We start from the raw sequence: 23,750 nt of genomic DNA, 5'->3' as shown, positions 1-23,750 counted from the left end.
TGTTGCAGTGTAGCGAGCGGCGTTAAAGTAGTGATACGCCCTGCCGACAGTCTGATCAGAGGAGGGCCGAAACCATGTTGCCGCCGATACCCCATAGCCTGGTTCCCGTGACATCCCAGCAGGACGTGATCAAGCCGCGTCCTGACATCCCGCCTGTCACGCCGGCGAAGGAAGGCTCCGAGGAAAGCGCCATCGGCCTGGACCGGCGCCACCCGCAGGAGGCCGAGGAACTGCTCCGCGAGGAGCAGCGCCGCCGCCAGCGCCGGGGCTACACGGCCGAGGAGCTGGCCGAGGGCGATGTGAAACAGGCCGACGAAGAGGTGATCGAGCAGCTCCCGCGCCAGGGGCTGTGGGTGGATGTCGAGGTCTGAGGCGCGCATGATTCCCACCCAGCCCCTTACCGGTTGACCCCGTGGACCTGTTCGACGACATCCCACTCGACCTGCCCGACGCCCAGCTGCGTTTCGAACCCCATTGGCTCGCTGTCGAAGAAGCCGACGACTGGTTCGCCCGCCTGGTCGCCGAAACCCCCTGGGAACAACCCAGCGTCCATCTGCACGGCCGCGACTACCCGGTGCCCAGGCTGCTGGCCTGGTACGGCGATGCCGAGGCCAGCTACCGCTACTCGGGCCTGGTGCACCGCCCGCTGCCCTGGACGCCGCTGCTGGCCGAGATCCGTGCCCGCGTGCAGGCGGCGGTCGGCCAGCCACTCAACGGCGCGCTGCTCAACTATTACCGCGACGGCCAGGATTCCATGGGCTGGCACAGCGACGACGAGGCAGAGCTCGGTCGCGATCCGCTGATCGCTTCGTTGAACCTCGGCGGAACCCGGCGTTTCGATCTGCGTCGCAAGGGGAGCGGGCGCATCGGTCACTCGTTGCAGCTCGGGCACGGGGCGCTGCTGGTCATGAGCGGTCCGACACAGCATCATTGGCAACACCAGGTGGCGAAGACGCGCACGCCCTGCGCTCCTCGCCTGAATCTCACCTTCCGCTGGATCCGTTCATGAGCAATGACGAGAAACTGGTCGACTTCGGCGCCGAGCGTGAAAAACGCATCCATGACCTGCACGAGAAACGCCTGAACGACGTGCGCAACGCCTTCGAGCAGGCCATGCCCCTGGGCAAGTCGAAAAAGCCCCGCAAGCCGAAAAAGCGCTGAATCCCTCCGCTGCACCCCATTTAAATTGACCTGGATCAGTTCCCCGACGGCCTCGCCGGCGGGGCTCTGCGCCCATTGATCCAGATCAATTTCCCCTGCCCGGCGCGGGTCTACCTTTGACCCATCGAAACACACAACGCCAACGCAGGAGGCAGCCAAATGTTCATCGATGTAGTGGTTCTCGCCGGTATCGGGACCGTAGGTCTGATGGTCGCCTTCTTCGCAGGCGTCGGATATTTCATCTGGAAGGACTCGCACAAGCGCGACAAGGCTTGAGTCCACCAGGTTCACAGGCACGCAAGGCACCTCGGGCGACTTCGGTCGCCCTTTTTTTCGTCCACGATTTTTGTTCCGTGATGGCTCAAACCTTCACGTGGGGCGGGTGAACCCCCGCGCGCTCCTGCTCTGCGATGTCGGGTTGCACCCGACCTACGGCTGCGTGTGAAACCGCGCGCTTGCCCTTAGCCCCGGCTGCAGCCCGGGAACCCCGCCCCACAGGGCCCAGGCCCGCCTCTCAATCCAGCCGCTTGTGCACCCGCGATACCGCGACGCCGAGCATCACCGCCGTGAACACCAGCAGCGCGACCATCTCCAGCCACAGCTCCGCCAGCGTGGCGCTGCGCAGCATGATGCCGCGCGCCAGGCGCAGGAAGTGGGTGAGCGGCAGCACCTCGGCGATCCACTGGGCGATGCGCGGCATGCCGGCGAAGGGGAACATGAACCCCGACAGCAGGATCTGCGGCAGGAAGGTGAAGAAGGCCATCTGCATCGCCTGGAACTGGCTCTGCGCCAGGGTGGAGATGAACACGCCCAGGGTCAGGCTGGCGAAGATGAACAGCAGCGCCGCCGCGTAGAGCTCCAGCAGCGAGCCGCGCACCGGCACCTCGAACAGCAGCAGGCCGACGATGAGGATCACCGTCACCTGCACCAGGCCGATGCCGACGAAGGGCAGCACCTTGCCGATGGTCAGCTCCCAGGGCGAGACGGGCGTGGTGATCAGCATCTCCATGTTGCCGCGCTCGCGTTCGCGCACCAGGGCGATGGCGGTGAACAGCACCATGGTCATGGTCAGGATCACCCCGATCAGCCCCGGCACCGTGTTCAGCGGTGCCAGGCGCTCGGGGTTGTAGAAGTTCACCACCGCCATCGCCTGGTTGCTGCGCCAGCCCTCCAGCGGAAAGCCCGCCAGCTGGCGGGCCGAGGCCTGCACCACCTGGTCGGAGCCGTCCACCACCAGTTGCAGCGGCGGGCGCTCCGGGTCCTGGCGCTGGACGCGCGCCTCGAAATCGCGGGGCACCACCAGCGCCGCGCTGATGCGCCCGGCGCGCAGCAGTCGGTCGATCTCCTGGGGGCTGCCCAGGTGGTAGCGGAAGTTCACCACCTGGCTGGAGCCGATCTCCGCCACCGCCTCGCGGGAGCGCGCCGTGTCCGCCTGGTCCAGTACCGCAGCGTCGAGGCCGCGCACATCCATGTTGATGGCGTAGCCGAACAGCACCAGCTGCATGATGGGGATGCCGACGATCATGGCGAAGGTCAGGCGGTCGCGGCGCAACTGGCGCAGTTCCTTGAGGACGATGGCGCCCAGGCGGTGCAGGTTCATCGCGCGGCCTCCGCCTTCTGCAACGGCTGGTGGGTGACGGTGACGAACACATCCTCCAGGTTCGGCTCGGTCTCCTTCACCTCGGCCTCGACCTGGTGCTCGGCCAGGCGCCGGGCGATGCGCTCGCGGGCGTTGGCCTCGGCGCTGAGCACCCGCAGCGAGGCGCCGATCTGGGCCATGGCGATCACCTCGTCGGCCCCCTGCAGCGCCCGTTGCGCCTGGCGCGGCTGGGCGCACTCGATCAGCAGCGGGTGGCCGGGCAGGGCGCCCATCAGCTCGGCCGGGCTGCCGTCGGCCACCAGCCGGCCGGCGTCGAGGATGCCCAGGCGCGTGCAGCGCTCGGCCTCGTCCATGTAGTGGGTGGAGACCAGCGGCGTGGTGCCGGCCTCGGCCAGCTCGAACAGCGAATCCCAGAATTCCCGGCGCGACTGCGGGTCCACCGCGCTGGTGGGCTCGTCCAGCAGCAGCAGGTCCGGCTTGTGCAGGACCGCCCCGGCCAGGGCCAGGCGCTGCTTCTGTCCACCGCTGAGGGTGCCGGCGAGTTGCTTGCGGCGGTCCGCCAGCCAGTAGCGCTCGAGCAACTCCTCGATGCGGCGGCGGCTCTCTGGGCGCGAGAGCCCCTGCACGGCGGCGAGGAATTCCAGGTTCTCGCCGATGGTCAGGTCCTCGTAGAGGGAGAACTTCTGCGTCATGTAGCCGATGCGTCGCTTCAGCGCCTCAGCGTCGCGGGGTATCTGGCAGCCGAGCACCTCGATCTCCCCCTCGCTGGGCAGCAGCAGGCCGCAGAGCATGCGGATGGTGGTGGACTTGCCGCAGCCATTGGGGCCGAGGAAGCCGAACACCTCGGCGCGGTTCACCTCGAGGTTCAGCCCGTCCACCGCCGCCAGCTGGCCGAAACGCTTGGTCAGGCCGCGCGCGCGGATCACCGCTTCGCCGTCATTCATCGCCCGGGCGCTCCGCATGCAGCGGCAGGCCGGCGGGCAGGCGCGCGGCGGCCTCGCCCTCCAGCACCAGTTCGGCGCGGTACACCAGGCGGCTGGCGTCGCTGCCGGTCAGGGCGTAGTAGGGGGTGAAGCTGGCCTCGCTGGCGATGCTGCGCACCCGCCCGGTGAACAGACCCTCGACCCCTTCGACGCCTACCTGCAGGCGGTCGCCGATGGCGATGCGCGAACGCACCGGGGCAGGGATGAACAGCCGCGCATAGGGCGCCTCGCCCACCAGCAGGCTGACCACCTCGGCGTTGGCCGGCGGCTGGTCGCCGGGGCGGAAGGGCAGGGCGTCGACCCGGCCGGCGCGGGGCGCGCGTACGCTCAGGTGCTCGCGATCCACCTGCAGCCGGGCCAGCGCGGCGCGGGCGGCCTGCAGCTCGGCGGCGGCCTGGGCCAGTTGTTCCGGGCGGGTGCCATTGGTGAGTTCGCGCAGCTGGGCATCGGCGTTCTTCACCGCGGCGTCGGCCTGGTCACGGCTGGCCCGGGCGCGATCGCGCTCGGCGATGGCCACCTGGCCCCGCGCGTAGAGGGCGGCGACGCGCTGGTAGTTGCGCCCGGCCTCGGTGGCATCGGCGCGGTTGCGCACCAGGATGGCACGGGCGGCGTCGATGCTTTCCTGGCGCGCGCCGTTGCTCAGTTCTTCCAGGCGCGCCTCGGCCTGGGCCACCTGGCCGCGCGCCTGGTCGAGGCGCGCGTCGAGGCGGCGCGGGTCCAGCTCCACGAGCAGCTGCCCGGCCTGCACCGAGTCGCCTTCGGCCACCTTCCAGTCGAGGATGGTTTCCGAGGCTTCGGCGGGCACGCCGATGCGGTCCCACTCCAGGGTGCCCAGCAGGGGCTCGCTGTCGCGGCGGTCGCAACCGCCCAGCAGGGCCAGGCAGAGGAGGCCTGGAATGAAGGTGCGGGCGGTCATGGCGATACCTCCAGGCCGCGTTCGAGCAGGGCCAGGGTGTGGTTGACGAGGGCGTCGTTGCCGATCTCCGGGTTGGCGAAGATGCCGCGCCAGAGCGGCGCAGCGGCGTGGGGCAGCATGGTCAGGCCGATCAGCGAGACCACCAGCAGGCGCGGGTCGAGATCCGGGTTGAGGGCGCCACGGGCCTGGGCCGCAGCGAAACGCTGGGCCAGCAGCATCGGAATCAGCGGGGCGATGCGCTGGGGCAGCAGCTCGCGCAGCACGCCGCCCTCGCAGAGGATTTCGCGCACCCACAGCGGCGGTATCCAGGGCTGTTCGGCCACCGTTTCGCTGATGCCGCGCACGAACAGACGTACCAGCTCCAGGGGCTCGTCGCCGGCCTCCTGCAGGCGCGCGGCCAGGTTGCGGACCAATGGCAGGAAGCGCTCCTCCACCACCGCATCCACCAGGCGCTGCTTGTTGCCGAAGTAGTAGTTGACCATCGCCGGCGTCACCCCGGTGCTCTGGGCGATGCCGCGCAGGCTGCTGGCCTTGATGCCCTGCTGGGCGAAGGCTTCGCAGGCGGTGTCGAGCAGGCGTTCACGTTGCTGGGCTTCGCCGGCCGGGCGGCCGGGTGCGCGGGGTGTGGTCATGCGGCAGGTCCTGGAGGGTGACGGAATTATTTAAATACGCATTTAATTAATTTTCAAACGGCGCTTCGATAATCCGCTGGACGGCATTTAGATAGCTTGCTAATAATTGTTTCCGTTGAACTCATCACCGGCCGAAGCGGCCTATCCTTCTGGCAATTCCCCTCAAGGTCCTGTGCGTGCGCGATTCCCTGCGGGCGTTCCTCGCCCCCGACATCCCGGCTCTCCAGTTCGCCATCAAGACCCTCCTGGGCGGCGGCCTGGCGCTCTGGTGCGCGCTGCGCTTCGGCCTGGAGCAGCCGCAATGGGCGCTGATGACGGCCTTCATCGTCGCCCAGCCGCTGTCCGGGATGGTGGTGCAGAAGGGCCTGGCACGGCTGCTCGGGACCCTGGTCGGCACCGTCATGGCCGTGGTGGCGATGGCCCTGTTCGCGCAGACGCCCTGGCTGTTCATCCTCGCGCTGGCTACCTGGCTGGGCCTGTGTACCGCAGCCTCGACCATGCTGCGCAGCGCCTGGTCCTACTCCTTTGTGCTGGCGGGCTACACGGTGGCGATCATCGGCCTGCCGGCCATCGCCCATCCGCTGACCGTATTCGACCAGGCCGTGGCGCGCTGCACCGAGATCTGCCTCGGCATCATCTGCGCCACCGCCGTCAGCGCGCTGGTCTGGCCGCAACGGGTGGAGCGCCAGCTGGCGCGCCAGGCCGGCGATGCCTGGAACGCCGGCATCGCCGCCGCGCGTTCGGCGTTGCGCGGCGAGCCCCATGAACGCCAGGGCCTGCTCGGCGTGCTGGGGCGCATCGTCGCCGTGGACGCCCAGCGCGAGCACGCCTGGTTCGAAGGCAACCGTGGCCGCCAGCGCGCCGCCGCCCTGCGGGTGCTCAGCCGCGATTTGCTCAGCCTGCTGCGCCTGGCCCGGGGCGTGGCGCGGCAGTGGCGGCAACTGTCGGCGGGGGAGGCCGAGCGCCTGGCGCCCTGGATGGACGAGGTGCTGCAATGCCTGGCCGAGCCCGATGACGCCGCCTGCGAAGCCCTCGGCCAGCGCCTGCTGGACGCCGCCGAAGCCGATGACCTGGTGCCCGTGCAGCAGTATTGCCTGGGCCGCCTGGCGGTGATGCTGCGGCAGATGCGCGCCGCCGCCCAAGCCCTGCGCGCGGTGGAGCGCGGCGAGGCGCCGGACGATGCCGGCGCGCCGCTGTCCTGGCACCGCGACCTGCCCACCGCCTTGCTCTACGGCCTGCGCAGCAGCGTCGCCTTCGTCGGCCTGGCGTCATTCTGGCTGGCCACCGCCTGGACCTCTTCGGTGGGCGCGCTGACCCTCACCTGCGTGGTCTGCAGCCTGTTCGCCAGCCGCGAGAACGCCGAGCAGATCGGCCTGATGTTCCTGCGCGGCATCCTCTACGCGCTGCCGGTGGCCTTCTTCATCGGCCAGGTGGTGCTGCCGCAGATGAGCGGCTTCCCGCTGCTCTGCATGGCCCTCGGCGTACCGCTGTTCTTCGGCACCCTGGGCATGGCCAAGCCGGCACTGGGGGCGACCTCGACCTCCTTCTGCCTGCACTTCATCGTGCTTTGCGCACCGCAGAACACCATGCATTACGACGTGGCGCTGTTCCTCAACGAGGCCATGGCCATCCTCCTGGGCGTCGGCTTCGCGGTGCTGGTGTTCCGCGTCATCGTGCTGACCAACCCCGGCTGGCACGGGCGGCGCCTGCTCAAGGCCACCTTCCATGACCTGGGCCGCCTCACCCACCGCGCGCTGGCGGGCGCCGAGAACTGGTTCGGCGGGCGCATGGCCGACCGCCTGCTGCAGCTGGCGCGGCACTACCCGGCGCTGCCCAGCCAGTCGCGCAACCGCTGGGACGACGGCATCACCAGCCTAGACATCGGCGACGAACTGCTGCACCTGCGCCGCTGCCTGGCCGCCGGCGAGCGCTCCATCGAAGCCTCCGAGGCGCGTTTCCTGCGCAGCATCGAGCCGCTGCTGGAGCGCGGGCCGGCGGCGTCGCTGGCGGGTGCGATGGACGAACCCTCGGAACAACTGATCCGCGCCCTGCGCGAGGCCGGCACCAGCATCGACCGGCGCCTGGCCCAGGCGGCCCTGCTGCAGCTGCGGCAGAGCTGGCGCCAATGGTGTGAACAACAGGAGGCGAGCCATGGGCTTGCGTGAATGGTCCCTGGGCGGCGTGCTGCTCAGCCCCTTTCTGATGTATGCGCTGGCGGCGCTGCTGGCGACGGGCCTGCTGCGCCTGGCCCTGCAGCGCGTCGGCATGGCGCGCTGGATCTGGCACGAAGCGCTGTTCGACTGTGCCCTGTATGTCTGTGTCCTGTCGTTGCTGGTCGCCTGGTTCGGGCACTGGTGAAGGAGAAACCCATGCGTTCCACCCTGCGTATCGTCATCACCCTGGCCCTGGTCGCCGCCGCCATCGTCGGTGGCTGGAGCCTCTGGCAGCACTACATGCTTTCGCCCTGGACGCGCGATGCGCGCATCCGGGCCGACGTGGTGGTGATCTCGCCGGACGTCTCCGGCTGGGTCGTCGACCTCAAGGTCCATGACAACCAGCAGGTGAAGGCCGGCGACCTGCTGCTCAGCGTCGACCGCGAGCGCTACCTGGCGGCCCTGGAGAAGGCCCGCGCGGTGGCCGAGACGCGCCAGCAGCAGCTGCGCCTGCGCGAGCACGAGGCCTCTCGCCGCGCCCACCTGGGGCCGCAGGCGATCAGCGCCGAGCTGAAGGAGAACGCGCAGATCACCGCCGACATCGCCCGGGGCGAATATCGCCAGGCCCAGGCGGACGTGAAGGTCGCCGAGCTCAACCTGGCCCGCAGCGAAGTGCGCGCGCCGCGCAGCGGACAGATCACCAACCTGCGCCTGGCCCAGGGCAACTACGCCAACGCCGGGCAGCCGGTGATGGCGCTGGTGGATGACGCCTCCTTCTATGTGCAGGCCTATTTCGAGGAGACCAAGCTGCCGGGCATCCACGTCGGTGCGCCGGTGAAGATCTGGCTGATGAGCGCCGGTCGCCCCCTGACCGGCTCGGTGGAAAGCATCAGCCGCGGCATCACCGACCGCAACGCCAGCCCCGACGGCCAATTGCTGGCCAACGTCGAGCCCACCTTCAACTGGGTGCGCCTGGCCCAGCGCATCCCGGTGCGCATCAAGCTCGACCCGGTGCCGGACGACATCCGGCTCAGCGCGGGGATGACCGCCAGCGTCACGGTCGGGGAGCAGCCGCAGGCGCAGCGATAGCCGGGCCCCGCAACGAAAAAGCCCGGCGATTGCCGGGCTTCTTTCATCCTGCCTGCAGGGTTCAGCCGATGGTGATCGGCGGCAGCTCCGGCAGCTCGATGGCCAGGGACTGCTTGGGCGCCAGGACCTCGGCCTCGCCGTCCACCACCTGCTCGGCGTTCTGGTTGAACACGCGGGTGGCGATGCGCACGCGGTTCTTCGGCAGCTTCTCGAGGATTTCCAGTTCCACGGTCAGGGCATCGCCGAGCTTCACCGGGCGGGTGAACTTCAGCTGCTGGCCGAGGTAGATGGTGCCCGGGCCGGGCAGTTCGCAGGCGATGGCCGCGCTGATCAGGGCGCCGCTGAACATGCCGTGGGCGATGCGCTCCTTGAAGATCGTGCCGGCCGCGTACTCGGCATCCAGGTGTACCGGGTTGCGGTCGCCGGAGAGGGCGGCGAACAGCTGGATGTCACGTTCTTCGACGGTCTTGGCGTAGCTGGCCTTCTGGCCGACTTCGAGGGCGTCGTAGGTGAAGTTGGTTACCTGGGTCATGGGGTCTCCTTGTTCGGTTGGCAGTAGCGACTGTGGGCAAGGGCATGCTCCAGCCAGTCGAGCAGGTGGGCGGTCACCTCGTCACGGTTGGTCTCGTTGAGCAGCTCGTGGCGGGCGTCGGGGTAGATCTTCAGTTGCACGTCCTTCACCCCGGCCTCGCCCAGGGCGCGGGCGAGGTCCTCCAGGCGGCGACCGTCGCTGACCGGGTCGCGCGCGCCACCGACCACCAGCAACGGCAGGTCGGGGTCGATCTGCGCCAGGTTCTTCACCGGGGTGATGGTCTGAAGCCCGCCGAGCAGGTCGAGCCACAACTGGTTGGTGCAGCGGAAGCCGCACAGCGGGTCGTTGACGTACTTGTCCACTTCGTCCGGGTCGCGGCTGAGCCAGTCGAATGCGGTGCGGTTGGGCTTGAAGGCCTTGTTGAACGAGCCGAAGGAGAGGAACTCGATCAGTGCGCTGCGGCCGTTGGGGCCCTGGCGCCAGCGTTCCAGCCGTGCCACCACGGCGGCGGCGCGGTAGAGCCCCACCGGCTGGTAGTTGGAGCCGGAGAGGATCGCGCCCTGCAGGCTGCAGCTGTGCTGCATCAGGTAGGCCTGGCCGATGTAGCTGCCCATGCTGTGGCCGAGCAGGACGATCGGCGCCTGCGGATGCTGCTGGCGGATGTGGTGGTTGAGGCTGGCCAGGTCGCCGACCACCTTGTTCCAGCCGTCGTGCTCGGCGTACAGGCCGAGGATGCCGTGCTGGGCGGTGCGACCGTGGCCGCGCTGGTCGTGCACGTAGAGCTCCAGGCCCGCCGCCACCAGGGCCTGGCCCAGGCGTGCGTAGCGGCCACCGTGTTCGGCCATGCCGTGGGCGACCATCACCACGGCCCTTGGCGGGGCATCGCCGCTCCAGCGGTTGACGTGCAGTGAGGCGCCATCGCTGGCGGTGAGCCAGAAAGCATCGTGGGGCATGGCCAATCCTTGTGGCGTTGGGGTGTCGACGCATTGTGCACGGGCGGCCTGGCGGCGCAAAGCTCGGCACGTGGCTGACCGATCGGTTCCCTGCGGGACCGCCCGGGCAATGGTCGGTCAAGGTGCAGCGGGCCGCTCAGGCACGGGCGATGGCGGCAAGATTCACACTGTCTATGACGCGTTCGCGAGTATTTGCGTACGGGTGTGGACCTGCTAATTTCCGGGCAGTCCCGCTCGCGGGCCAGACACATTCAGGGCAAAGAGGATAAGAACAATGCAACCTGATTTCTGGAGCGACAAACGCCCTGCTGGCGTCCCCGACCAGATCGACCTGACCGCCTATCGCTCGGTGATCGAGGTCTTCGAACGTTCCTGCAAGAAATTCGCCGACCGACCGGCCTTCAGCAACCTCGGCGTCACCCTGACCTACGCCGAGCTCGACCGCCTCTCCGGCGCCTTCGCCGCCTACCTGCAGAAGCACACCGACCTCAAGCCGGGCGACCGCATCGCGGTGCAGATGCCCAACGTGCTGCAGTACCCGATCGCCGTGTTCGGCGCCCTGCGCGCCGGCCTCATCGTGGTCAACACCAACCCGCTGTACACCGCCCGCGAGATGCGCCACCAGTTCAAGGACGCCGGCGTGCGCGCGCTGGTCTACGTCAACCTGTTCGGCAAGCTGGTGCAGGAAGTGCTGCCGGATACCGAGATCGACTACCTGATCGAAGCACGCATGGGCGACATGCTGCCGGCCCTCAAGGGCTGGCTGGTCAACACCGTGGTGAAGAAGGTCAAGAAGATGGTGCCGGACTACCACCTGCCCCAGGCCGTGTCCTTCAAGGCCGCGCTGAAGCAGGGCCAGGGCCACGCGCTGAAGCCGGTGAAGGTGGGCCTGGACGACATCGCCGTGCTGCAGTACACCGGCGGCACCACGGGCGTGGCCAAGGGCGCGATGCTCACCCACGGCAACCTGGTGGCCAACATGCAGCAGGTGGACGCCTGCCTCTCGCAGCTGGGCCCGGACGGCCAGCCGCTGATGAAGCAGGGCCAGGAGATCATGATCGCGCCGCTGCCGCTCTACCACATCTATGCCTTCACCGCGAACTGCATGTGCATGATGGTCAACGGCAACCACAACGTGCTGATCACCAACCCCCGCGACATCCCCGGCTTCGTCAAGGAGCTGAAGAAGTGGCGCTTCTCCGCGCTGCTGGGCCTCAACACCCTGTTCGTCGCGCTGATGGACCACCCCGAGTTCAAGGACCTGGACTTCTCCAACCTCAAGGTCACCAACTCCGGCGGCACCGCGCTGGTCAAGGCCACCGCCGAGCGCTGGCAGGCCATGACCGGCTGCTCGGTGGTCGAGGGCTACGGCCTCACCGAAACCTCGCCCGTGGCCAGCACCAACCCCTACGGCAGCCTGGCCCGCCTGGGCACCGTGGGCATCCCGGTGCCGGGTACCGCCTTCAAGGTGATCGATGACGACGGCGCCGAGCTGCCCCTGGGCGAGCGCGGCGAGCTGTGCATCAAGGGCCCGCAGGTGATGAAGGGCTACTGGCAGCGCGAGGAGGCCACCGCCGAGGTGCTCGACGCCGAAGGCTGGCTGAAGACCGGCGACATCGCGGTGATCGACCCGGACGGCTACGTGCGCATCGTCGACCGCAAGAAGGACCTGATCATCGTCTCCGGCTTCAACGTCTACCCCAACGAGATCGAGGACGTGGTCATGGCCCACCCGAAGGTGGCCAGCTGCGCGGCCATCGGCGTGCCCGACGACAAGTCCGGCGAGGCGGTGAAGCTGTTCGTCGTGGCCCGCGAGGGCGGCCTCAGCGTCGACGAGCTGAAGGCCTACTGCAAGGCCAACTTCACCGGCTACAAGGTGCCCAAGCACATCGTCCTCAAGGACGCCCTGCCGATGACGCCGGTCGGCAAGATCCTCCGTCGCGAGCTGCGCGACATCGCCTGACCCTTCCCCCCATCCCCGGCCCGCGAGGGCCGGCGGATGCATGGCGATCCCTCTGCGACGCCTTCTGTACGCCGATTAGAGACGTTACTCTAAAGATGACCGGAATCATTGCATTTGGTCATTTTAATGACTCGCCGGGCCTTGTTTGGCTCTGGTCGCCCATTTGCAAAGCTGCTACTCTCGGCGCGTTTTTTTGCCCCGGAAAGGGCCGAAACGACCGCACAGAACACAACAAACAACTGCCTCGTGCAGTGAAGATCAGCTGTTGCTTAGGAGTGGGCTTCCATGACCGAAAATTTCTGGAAGGACAAGTATCCAGCAGGCATTCCTGCGGAAATCAATGCCGACGCGTACCCCAATATCCAGGCGGTATTGAAAGAGTCCTGCCAACGCTTTGCCGACAAGCCCGCTTTCAGCAACCTGGGCAAGACCATCACCTACGGTGAGCTCTACGAGCTGTCCGGCGCCTTCGCGGCCTACCTGCAACAGAACACCGACCTGCAACCCGGCGATCGCATCGCCGTGCAGCTGCCGAACGTGCTGCAGTACCCCGTGGTGGTCTTCGGTGCCCTGCGCGCCGGCCTCACCGTGGTCAACACCAACCCGCTGTACACCGCGCGGGAGATGGAGCACCAGTTCAACGACGCCGGCGCCAAGGCCCTGGTCTGCCTTGCCAACATGGCCCACCTGGCCCAGGACGTCCTGCCGCGCACCGGCATCAAGCACGTCGTGGTCACCGAAGTCGGCGACATGCTGCCGGCGCTCAAGCGCCTGCTGGTCAACAGCGTCGTCAAGTACGTGAAGAAGATGGTCCCGGCCTATCACCTGCCCCAGGCGGTGAAGCTCAACGATGCCCTGGCCAAGGGCCGTGGCAAGCCGGTCAAGGATGCCTCCCCGGCTGCGGGCGACATCGCCGTGCTGCAGTACACCGGCGGCACCACGGGCGTGGCCAAGGGCGCGATGCTGACCCACCGCAACCTGATCGCCAACATGCTGCAGTGCAAGGCACTGATGGGCGCCAACCTCAACGAAGGTTGCGAGGTGCTGATCACGCCGCTGCCGCTGTACCACATCTACGCCTTCACCTTCCATTGCATGTCCATGATGCTGACCGGCAACCACAACGTGCTGATCAGCAACCCGCGCGACCTGCCGACCATGGTCAAGGAGCTGTCCAACTGGAAGTTCACCGGCTTCGTGGGGCTCAACACCCTGTTCGTCGCCCTGTGCAACAACGAGGACTTCCGCAAGCTCGACTTCTCCGCCCTCAAGCTGACCCTGTCCGGCGGCATGGCCCTGCAACTGGCCGCGGCCGAGCGCTGGAAAGAAGTCACCGGTTGCGCCATCTGCGAAGGCTTCGGCATGACCGAGACCAGCCCGGTGGTATCGGTGAACCCGTTCCAGAGCATCCAGATCGGCACCATCGGCATCCCGGTCCCCTCGACCCAGTGCAAGGTGGTCGACGACGAGGGCAACGACCTCGCCATCGGCGCCATCGGCGAGCTGTGCGTCAAGGGCCCGCAGGTGATGAAGGGCTACTGGCAGCGCCAGGACGCCACCGACGAGATCCTCTCGGCGGACGGCTGGCTGAAGACCGGCGACATCGGCCTGATCCAGGAAGACGGCTACATGCGCATCGTCGACCGCAAGAAGGACATGATCCTGGTCTCCGGCTTCAACGTGTACCCGAACGAGCTCGAAGACGTGCTCGCCACCCTGCCGGGCGTGCTGCAATGCGCCGCCATCGGCATCCCGGACGAGAAGTCCGGCGAGGCGATCAAGGTCTTCGTGGTGGTCAAGCCGGGCGCCAGCCTGACCAAGGACGAGGTGATGCAGCACATGCGCGCCAACGTCACCGGCTACAAGATGCCCAAGGCCGTCGAGTTCCGCGACAGCCTGCCGACCACCAACGTCGGCAAGATCCTGCGCCGTGAACTGCGTGACCAGGAACTGAAGAAGCTCAAGGGCTGATCCGTTCCGCATGAACGAGCCCCGCACCTGCGGGGCTTTTTCTTTTCTGACAGTCGCATCCAGGTGCGCCTCCGTAGGATGGGTAGAGCTCTGCGAAACCCATGGCTCTGTCGGCGTTAGCTGTTGTGGTTTTAATGCAGACTCTCAAGCACGGCCCTTTCCGGGCGCCAAAGGGGTCGTGCCACCTCCACCGCATGGGTTTCGCTTCGCTCTACGCCATCCTACGAACGTGCGCTGGGTTACTGCGCACGTCAATGTGAGGGTTCGAGCGAAGAAAGTTGGAGCAGCCGCCAACGCCCCTCCAGGAGGCCGAACGCAGTCGTTGCGCCGGGGGACGAGCGGCATGGATGCCGCGAGAGGCGCGCCAGGCCATGGATGGCCCATCGCGCCGGCCCCCAGAGCGGCGATGGAGTGAGGGAACCCGACGCAGTCGGGCCGGATGATGGGGCAAGCCCTTTTGGTTCCTTTTAAGGCGATTGTTAAAAGGGACTCGCCCGGGTGGGCGAAACCAGAAGCACCAACAAAACTCGGCAATCAGCTGGGCTCAAATCCTCTAGCAACACTTAACGCAGACAGAGCCAAACCCATTGCCGCGAAGCAGCCGGCCCGCTCCGCAGCTTGGTGCCGGGCGATGGGCCCGATCCCGCCTGTGATGCCTCGACGCCCCATTTCCCGCCCGCTAGAGTGCCGACTCTCGCGACCGCCCTGGAGCCGGCCCATGCCCTTGCCCGATCTCAACCTGCTGGTCGCCCTGGACGTGCTGCTCGACGAAGGCAGCGTCGCCGGGGCGGCGCGGCGCATGCACCTGAGCGCGCCGGCCATGAGCCGCACCCTGGCGCGCATCCGCGAGGCGGTGGGCGACCCGATCCTGGTGCGCGCCGGTCGCGGCCTGGTGCCCACGCCCCGGGCACTGGAGCTGCGCGAGCAGGTGCGCGACCTGGTGGAGCGCGCCAGCGGCCTGTTCCATGCCGACCAGGTGGACCTGGCCAACCTGGAGCGCACCTTCAACATCCGCACCAACGACATCTTCATGGTCTGCTACGGCGGTCGCCTGTTCGAGCGCGCCCACCGCGAGGCGCCGGGTACGGTGCTGCGCTTCGTCCCGGAGATCGACGGCGACGACGACGCCCTGCGTGCCGGGCGCATCGACCTGATGGTGGGCGCCTCGCTCACCCTGCCGCCGGAGATCAAGTCCCAGGGCCTGTTCGAATGCCGCTTCAGCGGCCTGGTGCGCGAGGGCCACCCGCTGCTGGAGGGCCCCCTCGACGTCGAGCGCTTCGCCGCCTGCGAGCACATCAGCGTGTCGCGCCGGGGCCTGGCGAAGGGCCCCATCGACCAGGCGCTGGCGGAACTCGGCCTGTCGCGCAAGGTGGTGATGATCGCCCCCAGCTTCTTCTCCGCCGTGCTGGCGATGCTGGAGTCCGACCTGATCCTGCCGATGCCCGACCCCGTGGTCGCCACCTGCCGGCGCCTCGGCCTGCCCCTGCGCGCCTTCGAGATCCCCCTGCCGCTGGCGACGGTGGGGGTGCGCCAGTCCTGGCACCCGCGCTTCGACAGCGACCCGGCGCACCGCTGGCTGCGCACCTTGATCAAGCGCTGTTGCGAGGACGGCCTGCCCGGCTGATCGAGGCTTGCCCCGACGCGCTGGGCGCTTGTTAAGTCGTGCGTCTAGCGCACTCGTAAATTAGAAATATTGCAATTTTCGGCATGCCATGGCCGCCCATAGACTTTCCGCGTACCCCTGAAACCCGGAAGTCCCCATGTCTTGCATGCACTCGCGCGCCCTCGGAGCACCGCCCCGATGAACGCGCCCCTGTCCCTGCCCCAGGCTGCCGCCAAGCCCGCCGCCGCACCGGTGACGACGCCCTTCGGGCTGCGCATCGTCGTCGGCCTGGTGGGCGTGTTGCTGGCGGTGCTGGTGGCCGGCTTCAACGAGAACGTCACCAAGGTCGCCCTGGCCGATATCCGCGGCGCCATGGGCATCGGCCGTGACGCAGGCACCTGGCTGCTGGCGCTCTACGCCGCGCCCTCGGTCTGTGCCATGGCCTTTGCCCCCTGGTTCTCGGTGACCTTCTCCCTGCGCCGCTTCACCATCGCGGCCATCGGCGCCTTCATGGTGCTGGGCCTGCTCAGCCCCCTGGCGCCCAACCTGCCGTGCCTGATGGCCCTGCGCGCCCTGCAGGGCCTGGCCGGCGGGGCGCTGCCGCCGATGCTGATGACCGTGGCGCTGCGCTTCCTGCCCGCCAACATCAAGCTCTACGGCCTGGCCGGCTACGCCCTGACCGCCACCTTCGGCCCTGGCCTGGGCACGCCGCTGGCGGCCTTCTGGGTGGAGTTCGTCGGCTGGCGCTGGGCCTTCTGGCAGATCATCCCCCTGAGCCTGCTGGCCCTGGCCGCCGTCGCCTGGGGGCTGCCCCAGGACCCGCTGCGCCTGGAACGCTTCCGCCAGTTCGACTGGCTGGGCCTGTTGCTGGGCTTCCCCGCGCTGTCGATGCTGGTGGTCGGCCTGGTGCAGGGCGACCGCCTGGACTGGTTCGAGTCGCCGCTGATCTGCCTGCTGCTGGGCGGGGGCTCGGTGCTGCTGGTGCTGTTCCTGCTCAATGAATGGAAGCACCCGCTGCCCTTCTTCAAGCTCCAGCTGCTCAAGCTGCGCAACCTCAGCTTCGCCCTGTTCGTGCTGGGCGGCGTGCTCTTCGTGCTGCTGGGGGTGATCAGCGTGCCCTCCGCCTACCTGGCCCAGGTGCAGGGCTACCGCCCGCTGCAGAGCGCCCCGGTGTTCCTGGTGGTCGCCCTGCCGCAACTGCTGGCGCTGCCCCTGGTGGCGGCCCTGTGCAACCTGCGCTGGGTGGATTGCCGCTGGGTGCTGGCCTGCGGCCTGGCCATGCTCGCCGGCGCCTGCTGGCTGGGTGCCGGGCTGACCTCGGCCTGGGCCCGCGAGGACTTCTACCTGGTGCAGGCGCTGCAGATCTTCGGCCAGCCCATGGCGGTGCTGCCGCTGCTGATGCTCTCCACCGGCAGCATCACGCCGCCGGACGGCCCCTTCGCCTCGGCCTGGTTCAACACCATCAAGGGTTTCGCCGCGGTGCTGGCCGGCGGCGTGCTGGAAGCCCTCGGCACCCTGCGCCTGCACCTGCACTCCACCCAGCTGGTGGACCGCCTAGGCAACGGCCCGCTGCTGGAGGAGGGCGCGCAGCTGGCCCGCCGTGTCCACCAGCAGGCCACGGTGCTGGCCTCCTCCGACCTCTACCTGTGCCTGGCCGTCCTGGCGGCCGCGCTGATCGTCGCCATCCCCTTCGTGCCCACGCGCATCTACCCGCCGCGTGCCCCGAGCTAACGGAAGAATCACCATGACCGACACACACAACCGTACCCCCCTGATCGTCGGCGCCTTGCTCGCCGGCGCCGGCCTCATCGCCTGGAGCGCCTGGCACTTCACCGCCGGCAGCGGGGGCGAAGGCACCAACGACGCCTTCGTCCAGGCCGACTTCACCCTGGTGGCGCCCAAGGTCTCCGGCTTCATCGGCGAGGTGCTGGTGGAGGACAACCAGCCGGTGACGGCCGGCCAGCTGCTGGCGCGCATCGACGACCGCGACTACCGCGCCGCGCGCTCCGGCGCCCGCGCCGAAGTGGCCAGCGCCGAGGCCAGGCTGGCCAACGCCCGGGCCACCCTGGAACGGCAGGACGCGCTGATCCGCCAGGCCGAGGCCACGGTGGAGGCGGACCGCGCCGAGATGGAGTTCGCCCGCCACGAGCTGGAGCGCTACCAGCACCTGGCCGGGCAGGGCGCCGGCACCCTGCAGAGCGCCCAGCAGGCGCGCAGCCGCTTCGACACCAGCCGTGCGCGCCAGGCCGAACACGCCGCCGCGCTCTCGGCCACGCGCAAGCAGACCGACGTCCTCGCCGCCCAGCGCGACGCCGCCCGGGCCGCCCTGGAACAGGCCCGTGCCGGCCTCGAACGGGCCGAGCTCGACCTTTCCCACACCGAACTGCGCGCCCCCATGGACGGCACGGTCGGCCGCCGCGCGGTGCGGGTCGGCGCCTTCGTCAGCCCCGGCCAGGCCCTGCTGGCGGTGGTGCCCCTGGCACGGGCCTACGTGGTCGCCAACTTCCAGGAAACCCAGCTCACCCACATGCGCCCCGGCCAGGCGGTGCAGATGACCGTGGACAGCTTCCCCGGCGAGGTGCTGCAAGGCCATGTGGAAAGCATCGCCCCGGCCACCGGCGTGACCTTCGCCGCCATCGCCCCGGACAACGCCACCGGCAACTTCACCAAGGTGGTGCAGCGCATCCCGGTGAAGGTCCGCCTCGACCAGGGCCAGCCCCTGGCCGCGCGCCTGCGGGTGGGCATGTCGGTGGAAGCCGACGTGGACACCCGTGGCGAGCCCGAGGCCCTGGCGGGGGTGAACTGAGGTGCATCGACACGCGACCCTGCTGGTCCTGGCGATGGGCCTTGGCGCCTGCAGGGTCGGCCCGGACTTCACCCGGCCCGACGCCCCCCCTGGCGCTGGTGGACCTCTACCGCGCCCTCGGGGGTGGCTGGCAGGCGTTGGAAGGGGAGGAGGACGTGCCAGGTGCCTGAAGGTTCCGGGGAAGGCGATCGCGAATGAATTCGCTCCCACAAATGGGCGGCGGCGCTGTGCGCCGCTTGGCGACTGAAGTCGCCCCTACACAACGGCACAACGCCCCACGCAGGAGCTGATCGATGCGTAGGGTGGAGGTCGCTTTCTACCTCCACCAAGCGGAGCCAGGAGCTGCGCGTCGTCACGCCCGGGAACGATCCGCCACCTCTCCAATCGCTCAACCCACCGCTTCGCCAGCTCTACCGAACGGTATGACCTCCCGTCGCTCCCGCCCGCTGCCAGCATTGCGACAGCGGTGGATTCGCATAACCTGCGCCGGTCCGCGGGCCCGTGGCCCGCACCGTTGCGCTTCCTGGGGGACCTCCATGCGTATGAACGTGCGTCGAATCCTCCTGGCCTGGATGCTGGGAGTTGTCGTCGTCGGCCCGACCGTGGCCGCTGAAAACCCGTCCGCGAAACCGGTGATCGGTTCCGCCTCGCCGCAGGCCGTGACGGGCCGCCCGCTCAGCGTGCTGTTCGTGGGCAACAGCTACACCTTCTACAACGACCTGCCGCGCATGGTCCGGCAGATGTCCCTCGACGCCGCCCAGCCGCGCCCACTGGACGTGCGTGACGTCACCTTCGGCGGCGCCAGCCTGGAGGCCCACTGGAACCGCGGCGTGGTGCAGCAGGTGCTGGCCAGCCAGCACTGGGACTACGTGGTGATCCAGGACTTCAGCACCATGCCGGTGGACAACCCCGAGAAGACCCGCACCTACGTGCGCCTGATGGCCGCCGAGGCACGCAAGGCCGGCGCCCAGCCGATCCTCTACCTGACCTGGGCGCGCCAGGCGAACCCGGCCATGCAGGCGCAGCTCGATGCCGTCTACACCGGCCTGGCCAACGAGACCCACGCGCTGCTGGCCCCGGTCGGCCAGGCCTGGAAGCAGGCCCTGGCAGCCACCCCGCAACCGCACCTGTTCATCGAGGACGGCAGCCACCCGAGCTACAGCGGCAGCTACCTGACCGCCTCGGTGTTCTACGCGCTGATCTACGGCGTGCAGCCGCCGGCACCGTCGTCCGAGCAGGCCGCGCGCCTGGACCACGACAGCAGCAGCGCCCTGCAGGGCTTCGCCTGGAACTCCCTGCAGGCCCAGGACCTGGCCCTGCGCACCGTGCCGGCCGAGCTGCGCAGCCTGCCGATCACCGCCACCCGCTGACCCGCTCCACCCCGCGCCGCCGAGCCATCGGCGCGCGGGCGCTTGCCGGTGCGGTGCGGGGGCGGAATCTGCGACAATCGCGCCTTTGCCACGATTGCCCAGTGCCTGATGACCGACATCGCCTCCCTGCACAAGAACCTCGACCACGCCCTGATCGCCGACCGCCATCGCCTGCGCCGCCAGCTCCATGAGCTGCACAAGAAGCCGGACGAGGCGAAGCTCGCCCAGTGGCTGGAACGCTTCCAGGCGTCCTGCGCCAAGGTCGAGGCCCGTCGCGCCAGCGTGCCGCGCATGCGCTACGACGATGCCCTGCCCATCGCCGCCAAGCGCGACGAGATCAAGGCCGCCCTGGAGAAGCACCAGGTGCTGGTGATCGCCGGCGAGACCGGCTCGGGCAAGACCACCCAGCTGCCGAAGATCTGCCTGGAGATCGGCCGCGGCACCCACGGCCTGATCGGCCACACCCAGCCGCGCCGGCTGGCCGCGCGCAGCGTGGCGACCCGCGTGGCCGAGGAGATCGGCACGCCCCTGGGCGAACTGGTGGGCTACCAGGTGCGCTTCGAGGACCAGTCCAACGAGCGCAGCCTGATCAAGCTGATGACCGACGGCATCCTGCTGGCCGAGACCCAGCACGACCGCCTGCTCGAGCGCTACGACACGATCATCGTCGACGAGGCCCACGAGCGCAGCCTGAACATCGACTTCCTCCTGGGCTACCTGAAGACCCTGCTGCCGCGCCGCCCGGACCTGAAGCTGATCATCACCTCGGCGACCATCGACCTGGAGCGCTTTTCCAAGCATTTCGGCGATGCGCCCATCGTCGAAGTCTCCGGCCGCACCTACCCGGTGGACACCTGGTACCGGCCCCTGGCCGCCGAGGTGGACGAGAACGGCGAGCCGCTGTTCGACGACCTGTCGGTGGACCAGGGCATCCTCCGCGCCCTGGACGAGATCGCCGACCACGAGCGCGCCGAAGGCAAGCGCCCGGGCGACGTGCTGGTGTTCCTCCCCGGCGAGCGCGAGATCCGCGACGCCGCCGAGGTGCTGCGCAAGGCCAACCTGCGCCACACCGAGGTGCTGCCGCTCTATGCACGACTGACCCCGGCCGAGCAGCAGAAGATCTTCGCGCCCATGCCGGGCCGCAAGATCGTGCTCGCCACCAACGTCGCCGAAACCTCGCTGACGGTGCCCGGCATCCGCTACGTGATCGACAGCGGCACCGCGCGCATCAGCCGCTACAGCTACCGCGCCAAGGTCCAGCGCCTGCCCATCGAGGCCGTGTCCCAGGCCAGCGCCAACCAGCGCAAGGGCCGTTGCGGCCGGGTCGAGCCGGGCATCTGCGTGCGCCTGTACAGCGAGGAGGACTTCCTCGGCCGCCCCGAATTCACCGACCCGGAGATCCTGCGCACCAACCTGGCGGCGGTGATCCTGCAGATGCTCCACCTGCGCCTGGGCGAGATCGGCGACTTCCCCTTCATCGAGCCGCCGGACGGCAAGGCGGTGAGCGACGGCTTCACCCTGCTGCAGGAGCTCTCGGCAGTGAACCGCGAGGGCCAGCTCACGCCCCTGGGCCGCCAGCTGGCGCGCCTGCCGGTGGACCCGCGCCTGGGCCGCATGGTGCTGGAAGGCGCCAGCCAGGGCAGCCTCGACGAGGTGCTGCTGATCACCAGCGCGCTCTCGGTGCAGGACCCGCGCGAACGGCCGATGGAACGCCAGCAGGCCGCCGACCAGGCCCACGCGCAATGGAAGGACGTGGATTCCGACTTCGCCGCGCTGGTCAACCTCTGGCGCGGCTTCGAGGAGCAGCGCCAGGCACTGGGCTCCAACGCGCTGCGCACCTGGTGCCGGAAGAACTTCCTCAACTACATGCGCCTGCGCGAGTGGCGTGATGCCCACCGCCAGCTGACGCTGATCTGCCGCGAGCTCAAGCTCTCCATCAACAAGGAGCCGGCGGACTACCCGCGCGTGCACAAGGCGCTGCTCTCCGGCCTGCTCAGCCAGATCGGCCAGAAGAGCGAGGATGGCGACTACCTCGGCGCCCGCCAGCGGCGTTTCTGGATCCACCCCTCGACCGTGATCGCCAAGAAGCGCCCGCAGTGGATCATGGCCGCCGAGCTGGTGGAGACCACCAAGCTGTTCGCGCGCATGGTCGCCAAGATCGACCCCGACTGGCTGGAACCCCTGGCCGGCCACCTGGTGAAGAAGAACCACCTGGAGCCGCACTGGGAGAAGCGCCGTGGCCAGGTCGTGGCCTACGAGCAGGTCACCCTCTACGGGCTGATCGTGGTCGGCCGCCGCCCGGTGCACTACGGCCCCATCGACCCGCCGGTGGCGCGCGAGCTGTTCATCCGCGAGGGCCTGGTGCGGGGCGAGATCCACAGCCGAGCCAAGTGCCTGGCCGCCAACCGCCAGTTGCTGGAGCGGCTCGACGAGCTGGAGGCCAAGGCCCGCCGCCGCGACATCCTCGCCGACGAGGAAACCCTCTTCGGCTACTACGCCGCGCGCCTGCCCGAGGACATCTACCAGACCGCCAGTTTCGAGAAGTGGTACGAGCGCGAGCGGGCGAAGAACCCCGAGCTGCTGATCATGCGCGAGGAAGACGTGCTGGCCCGCGAAGCCAGCGAAGTCACCGCCGCGCAGTACCCGGACACCCTGCGCATCGGCGAGCTGCAACTGCCGCTGGACTACCACTTCGAACCCGGCCACCCGCGTGACGGCGTGACCCTGCGGGTGCCCGCGCCCCTGTTGCCGCAACTGCCCGCCGAGCGCCTCGACTGGCTGGTGCCCGGCCTGCTGGAAGCCAAGTGCGTGGCCCTGGTGCGCAACCTGCCCAAGGCGATCCGCAAGAACTTCGTGCCGGTGCCGGATTTCGTGAAGGCCGCGCTGGCCAAGCTGGCCTTCGCCCAGGGCTCGCTGCCCGAGGCGCTGGGCCGCGAACTGCAGCGCATGACCGGCGCCCGCGTGCCCGAGGAGGCCTGGGCGGAAGCCGCCGGCCTGCTGGAGCACCACCTGAAGATGAACATCGAGGTGGTCGATGCGCGCGGCAAGTTCCTCGGCGAAGGCCGCGACCTGGCCGAGCTGACCGCGCGCTTCGCCGAGGCCAGCCAGGCCGCCCTGGCCATCCCGCAGGGCGACAAGGCGCAGAAGGCGGTGGAAGCCAAGGTGTTCGCCGAGGTCGCCGAGAAGACCCAGCAGAAGATCGCCGGCCTGTCCATGACCGTCTACCCGGCGCTGGTGGAGGAGGGCGGCGTAGTCAAGGAACACCGCTTCCCGACCCAGGCCGAAGCCGAGTACCAGCACCGTCGCGCCCTGCAGCGCCTGCTGCTGCAACAGCTGGCCGAACCGGCCAAGTTCCTCCGTGGCAAGCTGCCGGGCCTGACCGAGCTGGGCCTGCTGTACCGCGACATGGGCCGGGTCGACGCGCTGGTGGAGGACATCCTCCTGGCCAGCCTCGACAGCTGCATCCTCGACGGCGAAGCCAGCCTGCCCCGCGACGGCGCCGCCCTGGCCTCGCTGGCGGAGAAGAAGCGCGGTGCCTGGGCCGAGCACGCCGAACGCCTGGCGCGCCTGACCCTGGACATCCTCAAGCTCTGGCATGGCCTGCAGAAGCGCTTCAAGGGCCGCATCGACCTGGCCCAGGCGGTGGCGCTCAACGACATCAAGGCGCAGCTGGCCAACCTCGTGTACCCCGGTTTCGTCCGCGAGACGCCGGCCGAGTGGCTGAAGGAAGTGCCGCGCTACCTCAAGGCCATCGAGCAGCGCTTCGACAAGATCGGCGCCCAGCTGCAGCGTGACCGCGTCTGGTCCGGCGAGCTGGCCGGCTACTGGGAGCAGTACCAGGCGCGCCTGGCCAAGCATGCCCAGGAAGGCAAGCGCGACCCCGAGCTGGTGCTGTACCGCTGGATGCTGGAGGAGTATCGCGTGTCCCTCTTCGCCCAGCAGCTGGGGACGAAGATGGCGGTCTCCGACAAGCGTCTCAACAAGCAGTGGACCCAGGTGGAGGGTTGATCCGTGAGTG

Annotated in this window: 20 protein-coding genes; 14 read left to right on the top strand and 6 right to left on the bottom strand. The window is 68.8% G+C overall.

Annotation, left to right across the window (positions count from 1 at the left end; genetic code table 11):
• The first annotated feature begins 74 nt into the window (after positions 1–74).
• The 4 genes from ACYJSS_RS13280 to ccoM all read left to right on the top strand — a co-directional run bounded on the left by ACYJSS_RS13280 (position 75) and on the right by ccoM (position 1,437).
• Positions 75–371 (top strand): aspartate-semialdehyde dehydrogenase, encoded by a 297-nt coding sequence (locus ACYJSS_RS13280; protein WP_111260602.1) that lies wholly within the window; start codon positions 75–77, stop codon positions 369–371.
• A gap of 41 nt (positions 372–412) precedes the next feature.
• Positions 413–1,009, top strand: a complete 597-nt coding sequence (locus tag ACYJSS_RS13275) for an alpha-ketoglutarate-dependent dioxygenase AlkB family protein (RefSeq protein ID WP_111260603.1) — start codon at positions 413–415, stop codon at positions 1,007–1,009.
• Positions 1,006–1,161: a hypothetical protein gene (locus tag ACYJSS_RS13270; RefSeq protein ID WP_111260604.1), complete on the top strand. Its 156-nt coding sequence runs from the start codon at positions 1,006–1,008 to the stop codon at positions 1,159–1,161. The genes ACYJSS_RS13275 and ACYJSS_RS13270 overlap by 4 nt, the downstream gene beginning before the upstream one ends.
• Positions 1,162–1,320: 159 nt before the next feature.
• Positions 1,321–1,437 (top strand): cytochrome c oxidase subunit CcoM, encoded by a 117-nt coding sequence (gene ccoM, locus ACYJSS_RS13265; RefSeq protein ID WP_276574430.1) that lies wholly within the window; start codon positions 1,321–1,323, stop codon positions 1,435–1,437.
• 238 nt (positions 1,438–1,675) lie between these two features.
• Here the strand turns inward: ccoM and ACYJSS_RS13260 are convergent, their stop codons facing one another.
• Genes ACYJSS_RS13260 through ACYJSS_RS13245 form a run of 4 tightly spaced genes read right to left on the bottom strand, consistent with a single transcriptional unit; the run spans position 1,676 to position 5,292 of the window.
• Positions 1,676–2,761 (bottom strand): ABC transporter permease, encoded by a 1,086-nt coding sequence (locus ACYJSS_RS13260; RefSeq protein ID WP_111260605.1) that lies wholly within the window; start codon positions 2,759–2,761, stop codon positions 1,676–1,678.
• The gene (locus ACYJSS_RS13255) at positions 2,758–3,705 is read right to left on the bottom strand and encodes an ABC transporter ATP-binding protein (RefSeq protein ID WP_236204668.1); all 948 of its coding nucleotides are present in this window, start codon (positions 3,703–3,705) and stop codon (positions 2,758–2,760) included. The genes ACYJSS_RS13260 and ACYJSS_RS13255 overlap by 4 nt, the downstream gene beginning before the upstream one ends.
• The gene (locus tag ACYJSS_RS13250) at positions 3,698–4,660 is read right to left on the bottom strand and encodes an HlyD family secretion protein (RefSeq protein WP_111260606.1); all 963 of its coding nucleotides are present in this window, start codon (positions 4,658–4,660) and stop codon (positions 3,698–3,700) included. The genes ACYJSS_RS13255 and ACYJSS_RS13250 overlap by 8 nt, the downstream gene beginning before the upstream one ends.
• Positions 4,657–5,292 carry a TetR/AcrR family transcriptional regulator gene (locus tag ACYJSS_RS13245; protein WP_111260607.1) on the bottom strand — a complete coding sequence of 212 codons (636 nt, stop codon included), beginning with the start codon at positions 5,290–5,292 and terminating at the stop codon, positions 4,657–4,659. Before ACYJSS_RS13245 ends, ACYJSS_RS13250 begins: the two co-directional genes overlap by 4 nt.
• Before the next feature lie 176 nt (positions 5,293–5,468).
• Between ACYJSS_RS13245 and ACYJSS_RS13240 the strand changes: the two genes are divergently transcribed.
• The 3 genes from ACYJSS_RS13240 to ACYJSS_RS13230 are packed head-to-tail and all read left to right on the top strand — an operon-like array spanning position 5,469 to position 8,534.
• The gene (locus tag ACYJSS_RS13240) at positions 5,469–7,457 is read left to right on the top strand and encodes an FUSC family protein (RefSeq protein ID WP_236204667.1); all 1,989 of its coding nucleotides are present in this window, start codon (positions 5,469–5,471) and stop codon (positions 7,455–7,457) included.
• Positions 7,444–7,650, top strand: a complete 207-nt coding sequence (locus ACYJSS_RS13235) for a DUF1656 domain-containing protein (protein ID WP_111260609.1) — start codon at positions 7,444–7,446, stop codon at positions 7,648–7,650. Before ACYJSS_RS13240 ends, ACYJSS_RS13235 begins: the two co-directional genes overlap by 14 nt.
• Positions 7,651–7,661: 11 nt before the next feature.
• Complete coding sequence (locus tag ACYJSS_RS13230) at positions 7,662–8,534, top strand: efflux RND transporter periplasmic adaptor subunit (protein ID WP_111260610.1); 873 nt, start codon at positions 7,662–7,664, stop codon at positions 8,532–8,534.
• A gap of 61 nt (positions 8,535–8,595) precedes the next feature.
• On the opposite strand, the gene ACYJSS_RS13225 is transcribed toward ACYJSS_RS13230, so the two are convergent.
• Entirely contained in the window at positions 8,596–9,066 is a 471-nt protein-coding gene (locus ACYJSS_RS13225; RefSeq protein WP_021219258.1) for a MaoC family dehydratase, read from the bottom strand.
• Positions 9,063–10,019 (bottom strand): alpha/beta hydrolase, encoded by a 957-nt coding sequence (locus ACYJSS_RS13220; protein WP_236204666.1) that lies wholly within the window; start codon positions 10,017–10,019, stop codon positions 9,063–9,065. The genes ACYJSS_RS13225 and ACYJSS_RS13220 overlap by 4 nt, the downstream gene beginning before the upstream one ends.
• 274 nt (positions 10,020–10,293) lie before the next feature.
• On the opposite strand from ACYJSS_RS13220, the gene fadD2 reads away from it, so the two are divergent.
• The 7 genes from fadD2 (at position 10,294) to hrpA (ending at position 23,740) form a co-directional block, all read left to right on the top strand.
• Positions 10,294–11,982 carry a long-chain-fatty-acid--CoA ligase FadD2 gene (gene fadD2, locus ACYJSS_RS13215; RefSeq protein WP_236204665.1) on the top strand — a complete coding sequence of 563 codons (1,689 nt, stop codon included), beginning with the start codon at positions 10,294–10,296 and terminating at the stop codon, positions 11,980–11,982.
• Between the two features lie 285 nt (positions 11,983–12,267).
• On the top strand, positions 12,268–13,953 hold the full coding sequence (fadD1, locus tag ACYJSS_RS13210) for a long-chain-fatty-acid--CoA ligase FadD1 (RefSeq protein ID WP_236204664.1): 1,686 nt from the start codon (positions 12,268–12,270) through the stop codon (positions 13,951–13,953).
• A 718-nt stretch (positions 13,954–14,671) separates the two neighbouring features.
• Positions 14,672–15,577 (top strand): LysR family transcriptional regulator, encoded by a 906-nt coding sequence (locus tag ACYJSS_RS13205; protein ID WP_111260614.1) that lies wholly within the window; start codon positions 14,672–14,674, stop codon positions 15,575–15,577.
• A 177-nt stretch (positions 15,578–15,754) separates the two neighbouring features.
• A complete protein-coding gene (locus ACYJSS_RS13200; RefSeq protein ID WP_236204663.1) occupies positions 15,755–17,287 on the top strand; it encodes an MFS transporter in 1,533 nt (510 codons plus the stop codon).
• A gap of 13 nt (positions 17,288–17,300) precedes the next feature.
• Positions 17,301–18,362, top strand: coding sequence for an HlyD family secretion protein (locus tag ACYJSS_RS13195; protein ID WP_236204662.1), 1,062 nt, complete (start codon positions 17,301–17,303; stop codon positions 18,360–18,362).
• A 542-nt stretch (positions 18,363–18,904) separates the two neighbouring features.
• Positions 18,905–19,732 (top strand): SGNH/GDSL hydrolase family protein, encoded by an 828-nt coding sequence (locus ACYJSS_RS13190; RefSeq protein ID WP_173176401.1) that lies wholly within the window; start codon positions 18,905–18,907, stop codon positions 19,730–19,732.
• Between the two features lie 108 nt (positions 19,733–19,840).
• Complete coding sequence (hrpA, locus tag ACYJSS_RS13185; protein ID WP_236204661.1) at positions 19,841–23,740, top strand: ATP-dependent RNA helicase HrpA; 3,900 nt, start codon at positions 19,841–19,843, stop codon at positions 23,738–23,740.
• Positions 23,741–23,750 lie beyond the last annotated feature (10 nt).

The sequence above is a fragment of the Pseudomonas sp. No.21 genome, assembly GCF_054558415.1.
This window is presented reverse-complemented; position numbering and strand designations above follow the sequence as displayed.

Bases quoted from the DNA above. Each gene is read 5' to 3' on its own strand.
- ccoM (WP_276574430.1), top strand. From the start codon at position 1,321: ATGTTCATCGATGTAGTGGTTCTCGCCGGTATCGGGACCGTAGGTCTG.
- ACYJSS_RS13205 (WP_111260614.1), top strand. From the start codon at position 14,672: ATGCCCTTGCCCGATCTCAACCTGCTGGTCGCCCTGGACGTGCTGCTC.
- ACYJSS_RS13260 (WP_111260605.1), bottom strand. From the start codon at position 2,761: ATGAACCTGCACCGCCTGGGCGCCATCGTCCTCAAGGAACTGCGCCAG.
- ACYJSS_RS13230 (WP_111260610.1), top strand. From the start codon at position 7,662: ATGCGTTCCACCCTGCGTATCGTCATCACCCTGGCCCTGGTCGCCGCC.
- fadD1 (WP_236204664.1), top strand. From the start codon at position 12,268: ATGACCGAAAATTTCTGGAAGGACAAGTATCCAGCAGGCATTCCTGCG.
- ACYJSS_RS13255 (WP_236204668.1), bottom strand. From the start codon at position 3,705: ATGAATGACGGCGAAGCGGTGATCCGCGCGCGCGGCCTGACCAAGCGT.
- ACYJSS_RS13235 (WP_111260609.1), top strand. From the start codon at position 7,444: ATGGGCTTGCGTGAATGGTCCCTGGGCGGCGTGCTGCTCAGCCCCTTT.
- ACYJSS_RS13250 (WP_111260606.1), bottom strand. From the start codon at position 4,660: ATGACCGCCCGCACCTTCATTCCAGGCCTCCTCTGCCTGGCCCTGCTG.
- hrpA (WP_236204661.1), top strand. From the start codon at position 19,841: ATGACCGACATCGCCTCCCTGCACAAGAACCTCGACCACGCCCTGATC.
- ACYJSS_RS13190 (WP_173176401.1), top strand. From the start codon at position 18,905: ATGAACGTGCGTCGAATCCTCCTGGCCTGGATGCTGGGAGTTGTCGTC.
- ACYJSS_RS13195 (WP_236204662.1), top strand. From the start codon at position 17,301: ATGACCGACACACACAACCGTACCCCCCTGATCGTCGGCGCCTTGCTC.
- ACYJSS_RS13200 (WP_236204663.1), top strand. From the start codon at position 15,755: ATGAACGCGCCCCTGTCCCTGCCCCAGGCTGCCGCCAAGCCCGCCGCC.
- ACYJSS_RS13225 (WP_021219258.1), bottom strand. From the start codon at position 9,066: ATGACCCAGGTAACCAACTTCACCTACGACGCCCTCGAAGTCGGCCAG.
- fadD2 (WP_236204665.1), top strand. From the start codon at position 10,294: ATGCAACCTGATTTCTGGAGCGACAAACGCCCTGCTGGCGTCCCCGAC.
- ACYJSS_RS13270 (WP_111260604.1), top strand. From the start codon at position 1,006: ATGAGCAATGACGAGAAACTGGTCGACTTCGGCGCCGAGCGTGAAAAA.
- ACYJSS_RS13220 (WP_236204666.1), bottom strand. From the start codon at position 10,019: ATGCCCCACGATGCTTTCTGGCTCACCGCCAGCGATGGCGCCTCACTG.
- ACYJSS_RS13245 (WP_111260607.1), bottom strand. From the start codon at position 5,292: ATGACCACACCCCGCGCACCCGGCCGCCCGGCCGGCGAAGCCCAGCAA.
- ACYJSS_RS13280 (WP_111260602.1), top strand. From the start codon at position 75: ATGTTGCCGCCGATACCCCATAGCCTGGTTCCCGTGACATCCCAGCAG.